13 protein-coding genes are annotated in these 16,781 nt (G+C 78.4%); 7 read left to right on the top strand and 6 right to left on the bottom strand.

The features are described from left to right. Positions 1-123: 123 nt before the first annotated feature. The 5 genes from BUE37_RS21090 (at position 124) to BUE37_RS21110 (ending at position 6,832) form a co-directional block, all read left to right on the top strand. Entirely contained in the window at positions 124-444 is a 321-nt protein-coding gene (locus BUE37_RS21090) for a DUF6504 family protein (RefSeq protein WP_073422403.1), read from the top strand. After that, positions 444-935, top strand: a complete 492-nt coding sequence (locus tag BUE37_RS21095; RefSeq protein ID WP_083628983.1) for an SAV_6107 family HEPN domain-containing protein — start codon at positions 444-446, stop codon at positions 933-935. Before BUE37_RS21090 ends, BUE37_RS21095 begins: the two co-directional genes overlap by 1 nt. After that, the gene (locus BUE37_RS21100; RefSeq protein ID WP_073422404.1) at positions 932-4,762 is read left to right on the top strand and encodes a DNA polymerase III subunit alpha; all 3,831 of its coding nucleotides are present in this window, start codon (positions 932-934) and stop codon (positions 4,760-4,762) included. Before BUE37_RS21095 ends, BUE37_RS21100 begins: the two co-directional genes overlap by 4 nt. 145 nt (positions 4,763-4,907) lie before the next feature. Further along, positions 4,908-5,666 (top strand): methyltransferase domain-containing protein, encoded by a 759-nt coding sequence (locus BUE37_RS21105; RefSeq protein WP_073422405.1) that lies wholly within the window; start codon positions 4,908-4,910, stop codon positions 5,664-5,666. Beyond that, entirely contained in the window at positions 5,663-6,832 is a 1,170-nt protein-coding gene (locus BUE37_RS21110) for an alkaline phosphatase family protein (RefSeq protein ID WP_073422406.1), read from the top strand. The genes BUE37_RS21105 and BUE37_RS21110 overlap by 4 nt, the downstream gene beginning before the upstream one ends. Here the strand turns inward: BUE37_RS21110 and BUE37_RS21115 are convergent. The 3 genes from BUE37_RS21115 to BUE37_RS21125 form a co-directional block, all read right to left on the bottom strand. Further along, a complete protein-coding gene (locus tag BUE37_RS21115; RefSeq protein ID WP_245794828.1) occupies positions 6,829-7,695 on the bottom strand; it encodes a ferredoxin family protein in 867 nt (288 codons plus the stop codon). The two genes, BUE37_RS21110 and BUE37_RS21115, sit on opposite strands and share 4 nt — an antisense overlap. 67 nt (positions 7,696-7,762) lie before the next feature. Further along, the gene (locus tag BUE37_RS21120) at positions 7,763-8,905 is read right to left on the bottom strand and encodes a cupin domain-containing protein (RefSeq protein ID WP_342742294.1); all 1,143 of its coding nucleotides are present in this window, start codon (positions 8,903-8,905) and stop codon (positions 7,763-7,765) included. A gap of 287 nt (positions 8,906-9,192) precedes the next feature. Next, on the bottom strand, positions 9,193-9,492 hold the full coding sequence (locus BUE37_RS21125) for a BatC protein (RefSeq protein WP_073422407.1): 300 nt from the start codon (positions 9,490-9,492) through the stop codon (positions 9,193-9,195). Between the two features lie 235 nt (positions 9,493-9,727). On the opposite strand from BUE37_RS21125, the gene dinB reads away from it, so the two are divergent. Both dinB and BUE37_RS21135 read left to right on the top strand, forming a co-directional pair. Beyond that, positions 9,728-10,915, top strand: coding sequence for a DNA polymerase IV (gene dinB, locus BUE37_RS21130; RefSeq protein ID WP_245794829.1), 1,188 nt, complete (start codon positions 9,728-9,730; stop codon positions 10,913-10,915). Between the two features lie 124 nt (positions 10,916-11,039). Further along, complete coding sequence (locus BUE37_RS21135; protein ID WP_073422409.1) at positions 11,040-11,447, top strand: DUF3040 domain-containing protein; 408 nt, start codon at positions 11,040-11,042, stop codon at positions 11,445-11,447. 274 nt (positions 11,448-11,721) lie between these two features. On the opposite strand, the gene BUE37_RS21140 is transcribed toward BUE37_RS21135, so the two are convergent. The 3 genes from BUE37_RS21140 to BUE37_RS21150 are packed head-to-tail and all read right to left on the bottom strand — an operon-like array spanning position 11,722 to position 16,544. Further along, positions 11,722-14,175: a transglutaminase TgpA family protein gene (locus tag BUE37_RS21140; RefSeq protein WP_245794830.1), complete on the bottom strand. Its 2,454-nt coding sequence runs from the start codon at positions 14,173-14,175 to the stop codon at positions 11,722-11,724. Further along, positions 14,172-15,557 (bottom strand): DUF58 domain-containing protein, encoded by a 1,386-nt coding sequence (locus tag BUE37_RS21145; RefSeq protein ID WP_073422410.1) that lies wholly within the window; start codon positions 15,555-15,557, stop codon positions 14,172-14,174. The genes BUE37_RS21140 and BUE37_RS21145 overlap by 4 nt, the downstream gene beginning before the upstream one ends. Positions 15,558-15,560: 3 nt before the next feature. Then, positions 15,561-16,544, bottom strand: a complete 984-nt coding sequence (locus BUE37_RS21150) for an AAA family ATPase (protein WP_245794831.1) — start codon at positions 16,542-16,544, stop codon at positions 15,561-15,563. Positions 16,545-16,781: the final 237 nt, after the last annotated feature.

The following is a 16,781-nucleotide window of genomic DNA, read 5'->3' on the forward strand; positions in this document are numbered from 1 at the left end:
GACCGGCGGGGTCGGGTCTACTCGAACTGTTCGAACAGACGTTCGAACGGGTCGAGCACCGCCCCGGGACTTCCCCGCCCGGGCGGGAGGCAGGCCGTCAGCGGCGCGGGGTGGGGAGTCGTCATGAGCCGGGTGCTGGGTGACGTCGGCGAGCGGGTCGGCGAGGAGGTGCGGGTCGAGCGCGGGCCGCTCGGGCCGGCGCAGTTCTGGCGCGGGCAGGGCCGCTACGTCGTCGGCGAGCTGCTCGACTCGTGGGTGGAGACCGCGCCCTGGTGGCAGCGGACCGCCGCCGGCGGCGCCTCGGCCGACCTCGTCGCCCCGCGCGAGGTGTACCGGGTCGAGGCGGTGCGGGCCGGGCGCTCGCGGATGAGCTTCGCCGGCGTCTACGACCTGTGCTGGGACGCGGCGGACAACCGCTGGTCGCTCGTGCGGGTGCACGACTGATGGGCGCCGCGCACGCCATGACCTACGACGGGACCGGCCAGCTGCCCCTCCCGCCGCCGCTGCCCGCGGCCACGGCGCAGCTGCTCGACCAGGCCACCCGGGCCCTGGCGGAGGCCTCCCGCGCCGCCGACGCGCGGGACCGCTACGCCACCGCCCACCTCGCCGCGCTGCGCGCCGCCGCCGCGGTGCTCTCGGCCCGCACCCGGCCCGAGAGCGGCCGCCGCCGGCCGTGCAGCGCCTGGGTGCTGCTCGAGCAGGTCGCCCCCGAGCTGGGGGAGTGGGCCACCTTCTTCGCCGCCGGCGCGGCCAAGCGGGCCGCGGCCGAGGCCGGGCTGTCCCGCGCGGTCACCGAGCGCGAGGCCGACGACCTGGTCCGCGACTCCGGCGCCTTCCTCGCCGTGGTCGAGGAGGTGCTGGCCCGCACGCCGGAGCCGGCGCCCCGGCCGCGCCTGGTCGGCGGCACCGCCCACCGTCCCGCGCGCGGGCGGTGAGCGGCGACCCCTTCGTCCACCTGCACGTCGCCTCCGGGTACTCCCTGCGCCACGGGGCCAACCACCCCGCCGACCTCGTGGCCCGCGCCGCCGAGCACGGCATGGGTGCGCTGGCCCTGACCGACCGCGACGGCCTCTACGGGGCGGTCAAGTTCGCGCAGGCCTGCCGGTCGGCCGGGGTGCGCCCGCTGTTCGGGGTCGACCTCGCGGTCGCCCCGGCGGTGGACACCACGGTGCCGCCGGCGCTGGCGCGCGTGCTGGGTGAGGACGACGAGCTGGCGGCCCGGCGCGCGGGTGGACGCGGTGCGGGTGGGCACGGTGCGGGTGAACACGGTGCGGGTGGGCGCGGTGCGGGTGGGGTGGCGCCGGTGCGGCGCAGCCCGGTGCGCGGCGGGGCGAGCGTCGACCCGCGGCTGCCGCGGGTCACCTTCCTCGCCCGCGACGGCGCGGGCTGGCGGTCGCTGTGCCGGCTGACGAGCGCCACGCACCTGCGCGGCACCCGCGGCGAGCCGGTCGCCTCGCTGGCGCTGGCCGCCGAGCACGCGCCCGGCCTGGTCGCGGTGCTCGGTCCCGACTCGCCGGTGGGCCGCGCGCTGGCCGCCGGCCGGGCCGACGTCGCCTCCGCACGCCTGGACGCCTGGCGGTCGGTGTTCGGCCCCGGGTCGCTGGTGGTCGAGCTGGTGCACCACCGCGGCCGCGGTGACCGGCTGCGCGCCCAGCGGCTGATGCGCTTCGCCGCCGAGGAGGGTGTGCCGGTGGTGCTGAGCAACGCCGTCCGCTACGTCGACGCCATCGACGCGCCCACCGCCGACGTCCTCGACGCCTCCCGGCGGCTGGTCGCCCTCGACACCCGGCACGTCGACCGGCGCACCGCCGAGGGGTACCTCAAGTCGGGCAAGGAGATGGCCGAGGTCGCCGAGGAGATCGCCGGCCCCGACCGCGACGCGGCGCTGCGGCTGCTCGAGCGCACCGCCCGGCTGGCCGAGCAGTGCGCCGTCGACGTCCGCGAGGACCTCGGCATCGGCACCGTGCGCTACCCCGAGCTCGACGTCGTCACGTCCCCGGCGGAGCGGGGGATGGGCCCCTCGCAGGTGCTGCGGGCCCGCTGCGAGGCGGGGCTGGGCCGGCGCGGGATGGCGCGCAGCGAGAAGGTGCTGGTGCGGCTGGAGGAGGAGCTCGCCGTCATCGACTCCCTCGGCTACCCCTCCTACTTCCTCACCGTCGCCGACGTGGTCGACCTCATCAAGGGCCTGCGGGTCCGGGCGGCGGCGCGGGGGTCGGGCGCGGGCAGCCTGGTCACCTACCTGCTCGGCATCTCCGACGTCGACCCGATCCGCTACGGCCTGCTCATGGAGCGGTTCCTCTCCCCGCTGCGCCACCAGCTGCCCGACATCGACATCGACGTGGAGTCCGCCCGGCGGATGGAGGTCTACGACGCGGTCATCGCCCGCTTCGGCGCCCACCGGGTCAGCTGCATCTCGATGATGGACACCTACCGGGTGCGGCACGCGATCCGCGACGTCGGCGCCGCGCTCGGCCTGCCCCCGGGCGAGATCGACGCCGTCGCCAAGGCCTTCCCGCACATCCGGGCCGACCAGGTGCACGCGGCGCTGCGCGACCTGCCCGAGCTGCGGGCCAGCCGGCTGGGCTCCCAGCGCGGCGGCGGCACCGGCGACCTCGACCTGCTGTTCGACCTCGTCGCCCGGCTCGACGGCCTGCCCCGGCACATCGCGCTGCACCCGTGCGGGGTGCTGCTGTCCGACGCCACGCTGCTCGACCGCACGCCGGTGGAGAGCAGCTACCTCGGCTATCCGATGAGCCAGTTCGACAAGGACGACGTCGAGGAGCTCGGGCTGCTCAAGCTCGACCTGCTGGGCATCCGGATGCAGTCGGCGATCGCGCACGCCATCGACGAGGTGGCCCGGGTCGACGGCGAGACCGTCGACATCGACGCCGTCCCGCGCGACGACCCGACCACCTTCGAGCTGATCCGCTCGACCCGGACCCTCGGCATGTTCCAGATCGAGTCGCCGGGGCAGCGCGAGCTGGTCGGCAAGTTCGGGCCGGAGACGTTCGAGGACATCGTCATCGACATCTCGCTGTTCCGGCCCGGGCCGGTGAAGAGCGACATGGTGACGCCGTTCCTGCTCGCCCGGAACGGCTGGCGCGACCCGGTCTACCCGCACCCCGACCTCGCGCCGTACCTGCGGGAGACCGCCGGCGTCGTCGTCTTCCACGAGCAGGTGCTGCAGATCGTGGCGCAGATGACCGGCTGCGACCTCGCCCAGGCCGACGAGGCCCGCCGCGCGCTCGGCGACAAGGAGCTGCACGCGGAGGTGCGGGCCTGGTTCATGCCGGAGGCGCTGCAGCGCTACCCGGTCGAGGTGGTGGAGAAGGTGTGGGAGGTGCTGGTCGCCTTCGGCTCCTTCGGGTTCTGCAAGGCCCACGCGGCGGCGTTCGCGCTGCCCACCTACCAGTCGGCGTGGCTCAAGACCCACCACCCGGCGGCCTTCCTCGCCGGGGTGCTCACCCACGACCCGGGCATGTACCCGAAGCGGCTGATCCTCGACGACGCCCGCAACTTCGGCGTCCGGGTGCTCGGCCTCGACGTCAACGCCTCGGACGCCACCTACCGGGTGGAGCGGCTGGCCGAGGAGGACCGCCCGGAGGAGCCGCCGCGCCGGCCGGAGTGGATGCCCGCGGCGATGGCCGACCCGTCGGCCCACGGCATCCGGCTGTCCCTCGCCGACGTCAAGGGCATCTCCGACGACGAGGTGGCCCGGATCGTCGCCGGGCAGCCCTACCGCTCGCTGCCCGACTTCTGGAACCGGGCGTCGGTGTCGCGGCCGGTGGTGGAGCGGCTGGTGCTCGCCGGCGGGTTCGACTCGCTCTACGGGTTCGGCGTGCGCGACCGCGAGGCCGGCCGGCCCACCCGCTCCCGGCAGTCGGTGACCCGCCGCGACCTGCTGCTGCAGATCAGCGAGCTCGACCGGTGGAGCCGCAGCGGGAAGCGGGCCGGCTCGGTGGGGCAGCTCAGCCTCGACCTGCTCGGGCTCGACACCGGGGACGACGCCGAGGAGGGCATGGGGGAGGAGACGGACGGCGCCGGGTGGGCCGGGTCGGAGGCGGCCGGCTCCGGGCTGCCGGAGTTCACCGACGCCGAGCTGGTGCGCGCCGAGCTCGAGGTGCTGGGCCTGGACGCCAGCCGGCACGTCGTCGACTTCTACCGGCCGTTCCTGTCCGCGGTCGGCGCGGTGCCGGCCGGCGAGCTGCTCGGCTGCCGCAGCGGCGCGGAGGTGCTGGTAGCCGGGGTCAAGGTGGCCACCCAGACGCCGCCGATCCGGTCGGGCCGGCGGGTAGTGTTCGTGACCCTCGACGACGGCACCGGCTGCACCGACTCGACCTTCTTCGAGGACGTGCAGGGCCCCTACGCGGCCACGGTGTTCCACTCCTGGCTGCTGGTCATCCGCGGGGTGCTGCGCCGCACCGGCCCGCGCGGGGTGTCCATCCGGGCCACCGGCGCCTGGGAGCTGCCGGCGCTGTACGAGGCGTGGGAGACCGGCGGCCTGGCCGGGGTGTCGGAGCTGATGGCCGCGCCGGGGGAGTACACCGAACAGGCCATCGCCGGGGCGGCGGCCTCACACGGGTCGCGGCCGGTGGTGGTCAAGCCGGTGCTGGTGCACCCGACGGGCTTCCGGATGTCGCCCTACGCCGACATCAAGCCCGCCGGCGACGACGCCGGGACCGCGGTGCGCAAGGCCGCGGCGCAGCGGAGCGCGGCCCCGCGCAAGCTCTGGCACTCCAGCCCCGGCAGCTCCGGCCACTGAGCCGCCGGCCCGCGGTGGTGTGCACCTGGGGCGCGGTCCGGGCCGGGAACGCGCCCCAGGTGCCCATCGCCTCCGCGAGGCCGCCGACGGCGTCCCCACCTGGACCGCCCGGTGGCGGGGCAGCGGCGGCACTAGGGTCGGTCGGGTGCCGCCGACTGCCCCCGACCCGTCCTCCGGCGAGCAGCTGCCCGTCCGGACCGCCGCGGTGTGGGCCGCGCTCGACCCCCTGGTCGGCGCCGGCAGCGCGTTGCGGGTGCTCGACGTCGGCGGCGGCAGCGGCGGCTTCGCCGTCCCGCTCGCCCGCCTCGGCCACGAGGTCACCGTCGTCGACCCCAGCGCCGACGCCCTCGCCACCCTCGAGCGCCGCGCCCAGAACGCCGGCGTCGGGGCGCGCGTCCGCGGGCTGCAGGGCGATGGCGACCAGCTGCACGAGCTGCCCCTCGGCGGGACCGGCGACGACGGCGGCGGCTACGACCTGGCGCTGTGCCACGCCGTCCTCGAGGTGGTCGACGACCCGGCCACCACGCTGCGCGAGATCACCCGCGCGCTGCGGTCGGGCGGGCAGGTCAGCGTGGCGACGGCGAACCGCGCCGGCGCCGTCCTCGCCCGCGCGCTGTCCGGGCACCCCAAGGAGGCGCTCGCGCTCCTGGAGGACCGCGACCCCGCGCCCGGCCGCACCCGCCCCGCCCGCCGCCGGTTCGGCCCCGCCGACCTGCTCGCGCTGGTCGAGGACGCCGGGCTGACCCCGGGGGAGTGGCGCGGCGTCGCCGTCGTCGCCGACCTGCTCGACGCGAGCTCCGGCGCCGACCCGGCCGCCGTCCGCCGGCTCGAGCTGGCCCTGGCCGCCGCCTCGCCCTACCGCGACGTCGCCACCGGCCTGCACGTGCTGGCCACCCGCCCGTGACCGTGCTCCCCGACGGGCTGGTCCGCCCCGCCTACGGCGACCGCACCCTCGCCGACGTGCTGCCCGGCGTCGCCACCGCCCTCGGGGTCGCCGTCGACCGCGCCGGCCTGCCGCCGGACCCGCTCGGCCTCACCGCCGCGCTCGGCGGGGCCCGCCGGGTCGCCGTCCTGCTCGTCGACGGCCTCGGCGCGCAGCTTCTGCGCGACCACGCGCACCTCGCGCCCACCCTCGCGGCGCTCACCGGCCCGGCCGGCGACCTCGACGCGCCCTGCCCCAGCACCACCCCGGTCAGCCTCACCACCCTCGGCACCGGCGTCCCCCCGGGCGGGCACGGCGTCCTCGGCTTCGTCACCGCCGTCCCCGGCGAGGACCGCCTGCTCAACCACGTCGCCTGGACCGACGACCCCGACCCGCGCGACTGGCAGCCCCGCCCCACCGTCTTCGAGCAGGCCGCCGCGGCCGGGCTGCCGGTCACCGCGGTCGCGCCGTACGCCTACGACGGCTCGGGGCTGTCCACCGCCGCCTACCGCGGCGCCACCTACTCGGGCACCGTCAGCGCCGGCGACCTCTCCGCCGTGCTGCTGCAGTCCCTCGCGCTCGCGCCCACCGGTCTCGTCTACGGCTACACGCCCGAGCTCGACCTCACCGGCCACGTCCGCGGCGTCGACTCCGACAGCTGGCGCATGCAGCTCGCCCTCGTCGACCGGCTCGTCGAGCAGGTCGTCGACGGCCTCCCCGACGACGCCGCCCTGCTGGTCACCGCCGACCACGGCATGCTCGACGTCCCCGCGCACACCCGCGTCGACGTCGACGACGAGCCGGCCCTGCTCGACGGCGTCGCCCTGCTGGCCGGCGAGCCGCGGGCCCGCTACGTGCACGCGGTGCCCGGCGCCGCGGCCGACGTCCTCGACGCCTGGCGCGGCGTCCTCGGCGACCGCGCCTGGGTGGCCGGCCGCGACGAGGCGGTGGCCAGCGGCGTCTTCGGCGACGTCGACGCCGCCCTCGCCGGCCGGATCGGCGACGTCGTCGCGCTGGCCCGCGGGCCCTGGGCGATCACCGCGTCGGGCACCGAGCCCGGCCCCAGCCGGCTCGCGGCCTACCACGGGTCGCTCACCGCGGCCGAGGTGGCGATCCCGCTGCTGCTGGCCCGCGGGCGCGCGCTCTAGGAGAACGCCAGCGCCGTCCACTCCCGCGGGTGCGCGGCGTGCAGCGCCTTGCAGGTCAGCTGTGCGGCCTCCGCGGCCGGCCGGCTCTCCACCCGCACGGCGACCTCGCCGTCGGGGCCGCCGAGGACGACGTCGAACAGCTCCACCCCGTCGCCGTCCGGGTCGGGCAGCCGGCGGGTGCCGAGCGGCGGCAGGTCGTCGACGCCGAGCAGGCCGAGCCGCTCGCGGGCGAAGTGCTGCGCGGCCTGCACCGGCAGCGGCATCCCCGCCCGCCCGCGCAGGAACGGCAGCGCCACCTCGCCGCGGGCGTGCGCGCCCACCACGTCCGCGCCGTCGCCGGGCACCTGGGCGTAGGCGAACCCGTGCGGCAGCACGAGCACGTTGGTGGCGAACCGGCAGCCGCCGAGGTGGCTGCACTCCCAGACGTCGAGGGCGTCGGGCACCGGCATCGACCGCGCCAGCGGCCGGCCGCGCAGCGCGCAGCAGGCGTCGTGCTGGCCGTGCGTGCACACCAGGTACAGCGGCCGCTCGGCGCGCTCGCCGGCCGAGCCGTCCCACGGCGCCTCGAGCAGGTCGGCGTCGGCCTCCCGCTCGGACCACCACAGCCCCTCGTGGCCGGGGCGGCCGTCGGCGTAGGCCCACCGGCGCCCGGGCCCCGCCGCGCGCTCGCCCGGCTGGCGGACCAGCAGCACCCGCACGCCCTCGGCGCGGGCGCGGCGGGCCAGCTGCGGGGCGACGGCGGCGTCGAACCGGGACGCGGTGAGCGCGTCGCGGCCCCACGGGCCCGGCTGCTCGACCAGCAACCAGCGCTGCGCCGGCCCGGCCGTGGCGACGGGGGAGTCGCCGCGGGCCAGGGCGGTCACCGAGCAGCGGGTCGGATCCAGCCGTCCGGTCCGGACCGCGGCGCTCACCCGGGGGAGCGCCGCGGGCTCACGACCCGGTCCCGAGGGCGTCGGCACGCTCCCCATCGTCCCCGCCGGCGTCGGGCGCGGGCGCACCCGGCCCGGCCGGCCCCGGCTCCGGCGCGGTGGCGGGCACGCCGTCGACGGCGTGATCGACGGCGCCGTCGGCGGGACCGGGGTGCGCGTCGGCGACGACCGCGACCGACTCGGTCACCAGCCGGCGGGCCAGCGTCAGCTGGTCGGCGGGCTCGAGGCCGGCCAGGTCGGCCACCTTGAGCTCGCCGCTGGCCAGCAGCGCCTCCAGCGCCGGGCGGGTGGCGGCGGGGAACTCGTGCGACCGGCGGCCGCCGAGCAGCGTGACCCGGTCGCCGCCGGCCGGGTCGGCGGAGGAGGGGCGCAGGGCGGTGCGCAGCCGGGGGCGCAGCCGCAGCACGCTGTCGGGCGACAGCGCGGCGGCCGCGGTGGCCTGCGCCAGCGGGGCGACCGGCTCGGGCCGGACCTGCGCCCAGGCGCGCCCGCGCACCCGGTCGGCGACCTGGTCGGCGTCGACCCGGCCCAGCCACTCCTGCAGCGCGCCGACCACGGTGGCGACGTCGTCGCGCAGCGCGCCGGGGTCGGCCAGGTCGACGCCCAGCGGCAGCGCGCGGCGCAGCTCGCGGTCGTCGGCGGCCAGCGTGCGCACCAGGTCGAGCACCGACTCCACCGCCGACCAGCGGGTGACCGAGTGCACGCCGATGGTCAGGTGGGCGCTGGTCTGCCCCAGCGCGACGGCCGAGTGCAGGTAGCCGCGGGGCAGGTAGAGCGCGTCGCCGGGGCGCAGCACGGCGTCGATCACCGGCTCGCGCCGCGCGGCGGCGGCCACCTCGGCGGCCCGGTCGTTCCACGGCTGGGTGCGCAGCGGCTCCTCGAGCACCGGCTCGTGGATCGTCCAGTGCTTCTCGCCGGCGACCTGCAGCACGAAGACGTCATGGACGTCGTAGTGCGGGCTGAACCCGCGCGAGGACGGCGGGGTGACGTAGGCGTTGACCTGCGTGGGGTGTCCCAGGTCGGCGGCCAGCTGGTCGGCGAATTCGATCAGCGGCGGCCAGAGCCGGTGCAGGCCCTGCAGGACCACGGTGCTGCCGTCGGCGAACAGGCGCAGCACGGCGTCGGAGGAGACCTGGTCGGTCACCTCGGCGCCGGCGCCGCCGGAGGTGGTGAACCGCTTCGCGTCGACGACGGCGCCGTCCTTGGCGATGCGGATGAAGGGGGTGCGCAGCCCGCGGCGGGAGAGCAGCTCGTCGACGTCGGCCAGCGTGAGCAGGTCGGCGAAGGACTCCCCGGTGTCCTCGGCGCGGGTCAGCAGCGGGCGACGGGACCAGTGCTGCTCGGCGAAGACGGCGGGGTCGAGGTGGGTGCACCGGCGCAGGGCCGGGCGGAGGTCAGCTCCGCCCGGCCCCGCGACGGCCGGGTCCTGGTTCAGGCCGAACCGTCCGCGCCGCCGTCGGCACCACCGTCGGCACCGCCGTCCGAGCCGCCGCCGGCCGCACCGCCGTCGGCCGGGCCGTGGCCGGCACCGCCGTCGGCGCCACCGTCCGCACCGCCGTCCGCACCGCCGTCGGAGCCGCCGCCCGCCGCGCCACCGTCGGCCGGGCCGTGGCCCGCGCCGCCGTCGGCGCCACCGTCGGCACCGCCGTCCTGGTGGCCGGGCGTGCCCTCGCCGGCGCCGCTGTCGGCCGGACCCTCCACGCTGGTCATGTCGTCGTCGTCGAGCGCCATCGAGTTCCTCCGGTCACTGTCGCAGCCGTCCGCCGGACGGCGGTCGGTCGTGTCCCACCTAACCCGATCGGCAGCGCGCCACACATGCCCCCACCAGCCGTTTCCCGACACGCACGGACACCTCCGCCGACGGCGCGCCGGGGACCGCGGCGGGCGGCTAGTCTCCTCCGGTCGGTCCGAACACGTGTTCGAGAGGCGGGGCGGGATGGCAGCGGGGCGTGCGGAGGGGTGCAGCGTGCTGCACGTCGACATGGACGCCTTCTTCGCCAGCGTCGAGGTGCGCCGGCACCCCGAGCTGGCCGGCACGCCGGTGATCGTCGGCGGCGCGGGCAACCGGGGGGTGGTCACCTCGGCCACCTACGAGGCGCGCGCGTACGGCGTGCACGCCGCGATGCCCACCGCCCGCGCGCTGCGGCTGTGCCCGACCGCCACCGTGCTGCCGGGGGACATGGCGCTCTACGCGGAGGTCTCCCGCTCGGTCATGGCGCTGTTCCGGTCGGTCACGCCGCTGGTCGAGCCGCTGAGCCTGGACGAGGCGTTCCTCGACGTCTCCGGGGCCGGCCGCCGGCTCGGCGACGCGGCGGAGATCGGCGAGTACCTGCGCGCCCGGGTCTTCGACGAGCAGGGCATCACCTGCTCGGTCGGGGTGGCCGGGACGAAGTTCGTGGCCAAGCTCGCCTCCACCCGGGCCAAGCCCGACGGCCTGCTCGTCGTCCGCCCGGCCGAGGTCATCGACTTCCTGCACCCGCTGCCGGTGGGCGCGCTGTGGGGGGTGGGCGCCAAGACCGAGGAGGTGCTCCTGCGGCTGGGGCTGCGCACCGTCGGCGACCTCGCGCACGTCCCGGCGCGCACCCTGCAGCGGGCGGTCGGCCCGGCGGCCGGCGGCTCGCTGCACGAGCTGGCCTGGGGCCGCGACCCCCGGCGCGTGGTCCCCGACGAGCCGGAGCGCTCGATCGGGCACGAGGAGACCTTCGGCACCGACGTCGACGACCCCGCCGTCATCCACCGGGAGCTGCTGCGGCTGGCCGAGCGGACGGCGGGCCGGCTGCGGGCGGGGAGCTGGCTGGCGCGCACGGTGAGCATCAAGGTCCGCTTCGCCGACTTCACCACGATCACCCGCAGCCGCACCCTCGACGTCCCCACCGACGTCGGGCAGGACCTCTACGACACCGCCCGCGCCCTCTTCGACGCCCTGGGCCTGGACCGGGCGCGGCTGCGGCTGGTGGGCGTGCGCGCCGAGCGGCTGGTGCAGGCCGGGTCGACGCCGCGCCAGCTCGAGCTCGGCGAGCGCGAGCACGGCCGCCGCGACGCCGAGCTGGCCGCCGACCGGGCCGCTCGGAGGTTCGGCGCGGGGGCCGTCCGGCCGGCCACGCTGCTGCACCGCGACCGCGACCGGCGGGTCCGCGACCGCCCGCGGGGGTGATCCGGGTCCACCGTGGGCGGGTCGCCGCGCGCTCGCCTTTCGCACCCCGTGAACGGCTCGTATCCTCGTGGGTACCGCCGGGGGGGACCCGGCGGATCAGGCCTTGGCCCACCTGGAGGCATCCGTGCCGCTCTCCGAGCACGAGCAGCGACTGCTGGAGCAGATCGAGCGCGCCCTCGTCGACGACGATCCGAAGTTCGCCTCCTCCGTCCGCACGGGTGACCGCAGGCTCAGGGCCCGGCGGAAGCTGCAACTGGGTGCGCTGCTCGTGGTGGTGGGCCTCGCGGTCCTCGTCGGTGGCGCCGTCGCCCCCTCGGTCCCGCTCGGCGTCCTCGGCTTCCTCGTCATGTTCGGCGGCGCCGCGCTCGGCGTGCTGAACTACCGCTCCGCCACCGGCGCGGTCGAGGCCGGCCCGGCCGGGCCGGCCGGTGCCCGCGGCGGCAGCACCGCCCGCGGCCGCGGCGGCAAGCCCCGCAAGCAGCCGCTGAAGAACCGCCTCGAGGAGCGCTTCCGCCGCCGCTACGACCAGTAGCCCGCAGCCTCCCCCGACGGCCGCCGTCCCGCACCGGGACGGCGGCCGTCGGCGTTCCCGGGACCGTCCGGGTGCGTGGCCCGCGCCGGTCGGGCCGCGCGCCACGTGCCCGACCTCCCGCCGCGCGCCCGGCCTCGCGCTGCAGCGCGAGGCCGGGCACCACACGGCGAGGGTGGGTGGACCGGTGCCCGGGGGCAGGCGGACCGGGCAGGCGGACCGGGCAGGCGGACCGGGACGGCGGGAGAGGGAGGACCGGGCCGGCGACGGCGGCCGGTCAGGCCGCGGGACGGCGGCGCGGGAGCCGGGACCGGAGCCGGTCGACGAGCCCGCCGCCCAGCGCGTCGGCCAGCGAGGCCGGCCACAGCAGCGCCCGCAGCCGCACCCGCGCCGGCACCGCGGCGGCCAGGCCCCTGCGGGCGGCCCGGAGCGCCGCGACGGCGGACGGGTCGCCGGGCGCCGCGCCGGGGCGGCCGTAGCTGGCCGCCTCCTCCGCGCGGGCCAGCCGCTCGACCGCCTCGGCCGCGCCCGGCGAGCCCGCCCGGTGCGCCCCGGCGGTGGTCCCCAGCGTCCGGGCGAGGCCGGCCGCCTGCTGCCGCGGCGTGCGCGCCGGGTCCCACGGCAGGCCGAGGTCGCGCGCGGTGGCGGCGAGCTCGTCCCACAGCGCCGCCGGGCCGCCGTCGTCGAGGCGCCGGCGCCGCTGCAGCGCGCGCACCCCGGCCGGGGCGCCCAGCAGCGCGGCCAGGCCCAGCAGCACGCCGGCGGCGACCAGCACCGGCCGGGCCGACCCGGGATCGCGGGACCCCGGCATGCCCGTCGTGATCCCGCCGCCGTCCACCCGGTCCACCTGCGGCGCGGGCACCACCGGCGCCGGGGCCGGCACCGCCGGGGCGCCGTCCGGCGTCGAAGCGTCCTCCTGCGGCGTCGGCCGCGGCGCCCAGGGCAGCTCGACGGCGCGGTCGGTGTCGATCGGGGTGGGGTCGAACGGGATCCAGCCGAGGTCGTCGAAGTAGACCTCCACCCACGCGTGCGCGTCGGAGCTGGTGATCAGCCGCTCGCCGCCGGGCTGGATGCGGCCGGGGGTGTAGCCCAGCGCCACCCGCGCCGGGATGCCCGCCTCGCGGACCATCGCCGCCATCGCCCCGGCGTACTGCTCGCAGTAGCCCTGCTTGAGGCGCAGGAAATCGGCGAGGTCGTCGCCGGTGGTGCCCGGCGCGGTGGCGAGGCTGTAGACGAAGCCGTTCTCCCGGGAGAACCACCCGTGGATCGACCGGACCGCGTCGTAGGGGGTGGCGGCGCCCGCGGTCAGCTGGTCGACCAGGTCGGTGACCTCGGGGGCCAGTGGCGGGATGGCGGTGTCGCGCTCGCGCACCGGGTCGTCCGCGCGCAGCGGCCCGGCGGCGCGCAGCTCGTCCTCGCTCGGCCGCGGCTCCACCGCGGTCACCCGGTAGCCGGCCGAGGCGGTGGTGGTGTCGCGGCCGAAGACCGTGCCGGTGACCGGGTCGAACCGCCAGGCGTCGGGGTCGGCGATGTCCACGGTCAGCGGGGAGGTGAGCACGGGCAGGAACCGGTCGTCGTGGCCGACCGCGGTGATCGTGGCCTCCACCGGCCGGCCGCCGCGGCGCCCGGGCAGCGGCGCCAGCGGGTCGGGCTGGGCCACCGACGCCTCGCCGTCGAGGTTGCCCGTCGTCCAGCCGTCCTCGGCGGTGTACCGGTCGAGCGTCACGACGCGCAGGTAGCCGGGGTCGTCGACCGAGGCGTCCACCCGCAGCAGGTCGATCGGCTCGGGGAGGGTCAGCTGGCCCTGCAGCGCGGCGGCCGGGTCCAGCGCCGTCCCGGTGGCGCCGCCGCCCCCGCCCGGGCCGAAGCCCGAGGCGAACCGGCCCTCGGGGAGGGTGGGGACGACGCTGCCGGCCACCAGTGCCACCGCCAGCGCCGCGAGCGCGGTGCCCGCCGCGGCCGCGGACCCGGCGCCGTGGCCGCCCGCCCGGCCGGTGCGCGCGGCCAGCCGCCGGGACTGGTCGGCCCACAGCAGCAGCGCCAGGCCCGCCGCCGGGGCGGCCAGCGCCCCCAGCCCGACGTCGCCGGTGACGGTGCTGACCGGCACGCAGAACAGCACCAGCAGGCCGAGCCCGGCCAGCGCCGGCTGCCGCCCGCCGACGGCGACCAGGTCGACGGTGACCGCGACCATCCCCACGAGCAGGACGGTCAGCGCCAGCAGCCCGGTCAGCGGCAGCGCGGGGGTGGCCTGCTCGCGGATCTCCGCCGACCCCGCGGTCAGGACGGCACCCAGCGACCCGAGGCTGCGCGGGGTCGGCAGCCACCCGCCGACCGCCCGCGCCGGGGCGAACAGCGCCGTCATCAGGCAGGTGAGGGCGGCGAGCTGGCCCAGCGGGACCAGTGGCACGCCGAGGGCCGCGGCGCGCGCGGGCAGCGCGCGCCCGCCCGAGGCCCACGCCCACAGCGCGGGGCCCGCCGCGCGCAGCGCCAGGCCGGTGAGCGCGACGACGGCGATCGCGGCGAGGGCCGGCGCCAGCCAGTCGGGCCGGGTGAAGACGGGGAACAGCGCGCACGCGCCGAGCGCGGTGGCGACGGCGGCGGCGACGGTCGTGCCGCCCTCGCGGCGCAGCGTCCCGGGCGGCCGGGGCGGGGGAGGGCGGCGCGCGACCGGGACGCGCGGCGGCGGGGCGGGCGCCGGGGGAGCGGCCGGCGGCGGCGCGAGCGCGGTCACGCCGGCACCCCGATCCCGCCGGCCCGCAGGCCCGCGCCGCGCTGGGCGGCGAGGTCGGCCCAGACCGCCTCGACGCCGCGGCCGGCCCCGGCGACGGCCACCTGCCAGCCCGCGCCGCGCAGCAGCGACGCCGACTCCTCCACCTGGGCGGCCAGGTGCGCCCGCGACGTCGCCGACAGCGAGCGGCGGCTGCGCCCGCCCGGGTCGGCCCAGCTCGCGACGTCGAGCAGGACCGCGACGTCGGTGTGCGGGCCGGAGCGGGCGGTGACCAGCTCGGCGAGGTCGTCGGGCCCGACCGCGCCCAGCAGCGCCACGACCGGGCCGTCGCCGGCCACCCGGTGCAGCAGATCGGCGGCGGGCGCGAGAGAGGAGCCGCGCGCCGGGCCGAGCACGGCCAGCCGGTCGAGCAGCTCGGTGGGTCCGAGGCCCGCCGCTCCCTCACCGGGCGTGAGCTCGCCCTCGGGGGTGACCACCCGCAGCACGGCGCCGCGGCGGGCCAGCGAGCTGCCGATGCTGGCCGCGGCCTCGACCAGCCACTCGAGGCTGTCCGGCGGCGGGGACGGGTCGCCGGGCGGGCCGGGGACGGACGTGGCGGCGGGCCCGGGGCCGGCGGCCCGGGTGAGCAGGTGGGCGCGCACCCGGGTGTCGAGCAGCAGCGCCGCCTGCGCCCGCCAGGGCCGCTCCTCCATCCGCACCATGAGCTCGCCGGTGCGCGCGGTGGCCCGCCAGTGCACCTTGCGGAGGTCGTCGCCGTGCCGGTAGGCGCGGGTGCTGACGTCGTCCTCGCCGTGCACCGCGATCGAGCGGCGGGCGCCGTCCCCGCCGCCGCCGTGGCCGCCGGCCGGCCCGCCGGGCCCGAGCGGGCGCACCCGCGGGACGACGAGCAGCGGGGCGCCGTCGGTGCCGCTGGTGGTGCGCTGCACCAGGCCGAACGGGTCGACCAGCCGCAGCCGCAGCGGGCCGAGCCGGAACCGGCCGCGCCGCCCGCCGTGCACCCGGTAGGGCAGGGCCGCGGTGCGCCCGGCGGGCAGCCGCTCGACGACGAAGCCGGGGGAGCGGCCGGCGTCCTCGGGCAGCTCCTCGGACAGCAGCCACAGCCGGCCGGTGCGCCGGTCGGTGTTGGTGACCTCCAGCAGCACGTCGGCGTCCTCCCCGCGCGGCACGCGGGCCGGGGTGACCGTTCGCCGCACCGCCACGCGGAAGCGCTGCCGGGCCACCAGCACCGCCGACAGCAGCGGCAGGGCCAGCAGGAACACCGCGATCTGCACCAGCGGCCGCTCGCCGAGCAGCGCGCCGAGGCCGAGCAGCGTCAGGCCGGCGGCGACCAGGCAGCGGCCGCGCAGGGTGAGCGAGGTCAGCGCGCTCCGGAGCTGGCCCGCCACCGCTCAGCGCCCGCGCAGCACGGGCACCGAGCCGAGCAGCCCGGTGACGACCTGCTCCGCGGTGCGCCGCGCGGCCGCGGCGTCGGCGGTGAGCAGCAGCCGGTGGGACAGCACGGGCAGCGCCATCGCCTGGACGTCGTCGGGGAGCACGTGGTCGCGGCCGGCGAGCGCCGCGGCGGCGCGGGCGGTGCGCAGCAGCTGCAGGCCGGCCCGCGGGGAGGCGCCCAACCGCAGGTCGGGGGAGCGGCGGGTGGCCTCGACCAGGGCGACGACGTAGCGGCGGACGGCGTCGGAGACGTGCAGGGTGCCGACGGCGGCCACCAGGGCGCGGACGGTCGCGGCGTCGGCGACCGGCGTCAGCTCGGCGAGCGGGTCGCCGGTGCCGCGGTCGTCGAGCATGGCGACCTCGGCCTCCCGGTCGGGGTAGCCCATGGACACCCGCGCGGTGAACCGGTCGCGCTGGGCCTCGGGGAGGGGATAGGTGCCCTCCATCTCCACCGGGTTCTGCGTGGCCATCACCAGGAACGGCCGGGCCAGCTCGTAGCTGACGCCGTCGACGGTGACCTGCCGCTCCTCCATGCACTCCAGCAGCGCCGACTGCGTCTTCGGCGAGGCCCTGTTGATCTCGTCGGCGACCACGACGTTGGCGAACACCGCGCCCGGGCGGAACTCGAAGGCGCGCGTCTCCTGGTCGTAGATCGCCACGCCGGTGACGTCGCTCGGCAGCAGGTCGGGGGTGAACTGGATGCGGCGCACGCTCGCGTCGATCGAGGCCGCGAGCGCCTTGGCCAGCGTCGTCTTGCCGACCCCGGGCACGTCCTCGACGAGCAGGTGGCCCTCGGCGAGCAGCACGACCAGCGCCAGGCGGACGACGTCGGGCTTGCCCTGGACGACCCGGGAGACGTTGGCGGCGATCCGCGCGCCCTCCGCGGCGACGTCGACCGGCAGCCCCGCCGTCCCGTCCGCCGCACGCATGGTGTCGGTCACCCGGCCCACGGTACGTGCCCGCGGCGCGTCCGGAGCCCGTCGCGGACCGCCCCGTCCGGCTCCCCACCCGGGCGCGTCCTCGGCTCCCTCCGCAGGCCCGCGGGCCGCTCCCGGCCCCCACCGCTCCCCACCGGGCGCCCCACCGCGCCCCACCGGCCGCCCCGCGCGCCCCGACCGGCCGCTGACCTGCACGGGGAGGCGTGGGGAGAAGCGGTCACGACATGGTGTCGAGTGGTG

Source organism: Geodermatophilus nigrescens (genome assembly GCF_900129495.1).
Lineage (GTDB): Bacteria > Actinomycetota > Actinomycetes > Mycobacteriales > Geodermatophilaceae > Geodermatophilus > Geodermatophilus nigrescens.

Bases quoted from the DNA above. Each gene is read 5' to 3' on its own strand.
- BUE37_RS21090 (WP_073422403.1), top strand. From the start codon at position 124: ATGAGCCGGGTGCTGGGTGACGTCGGCGAGCGGGTCGGCGAGGAGGTG.
- BUE37_RS21095 (WP_083628983.1), top strand. From the start codon at position 444: ATGGGCGCCGCGCACGCCATGACCTACGACGGGACCGGCCAGCTGCCC.
- BUE37_RS21125 (WP_073422407.1), bottom strand. From the start codon at position 9,492: ATGGCGCTCGACGACGACGACATGACCAGCGTGGAGGGTCCGGCCGAC.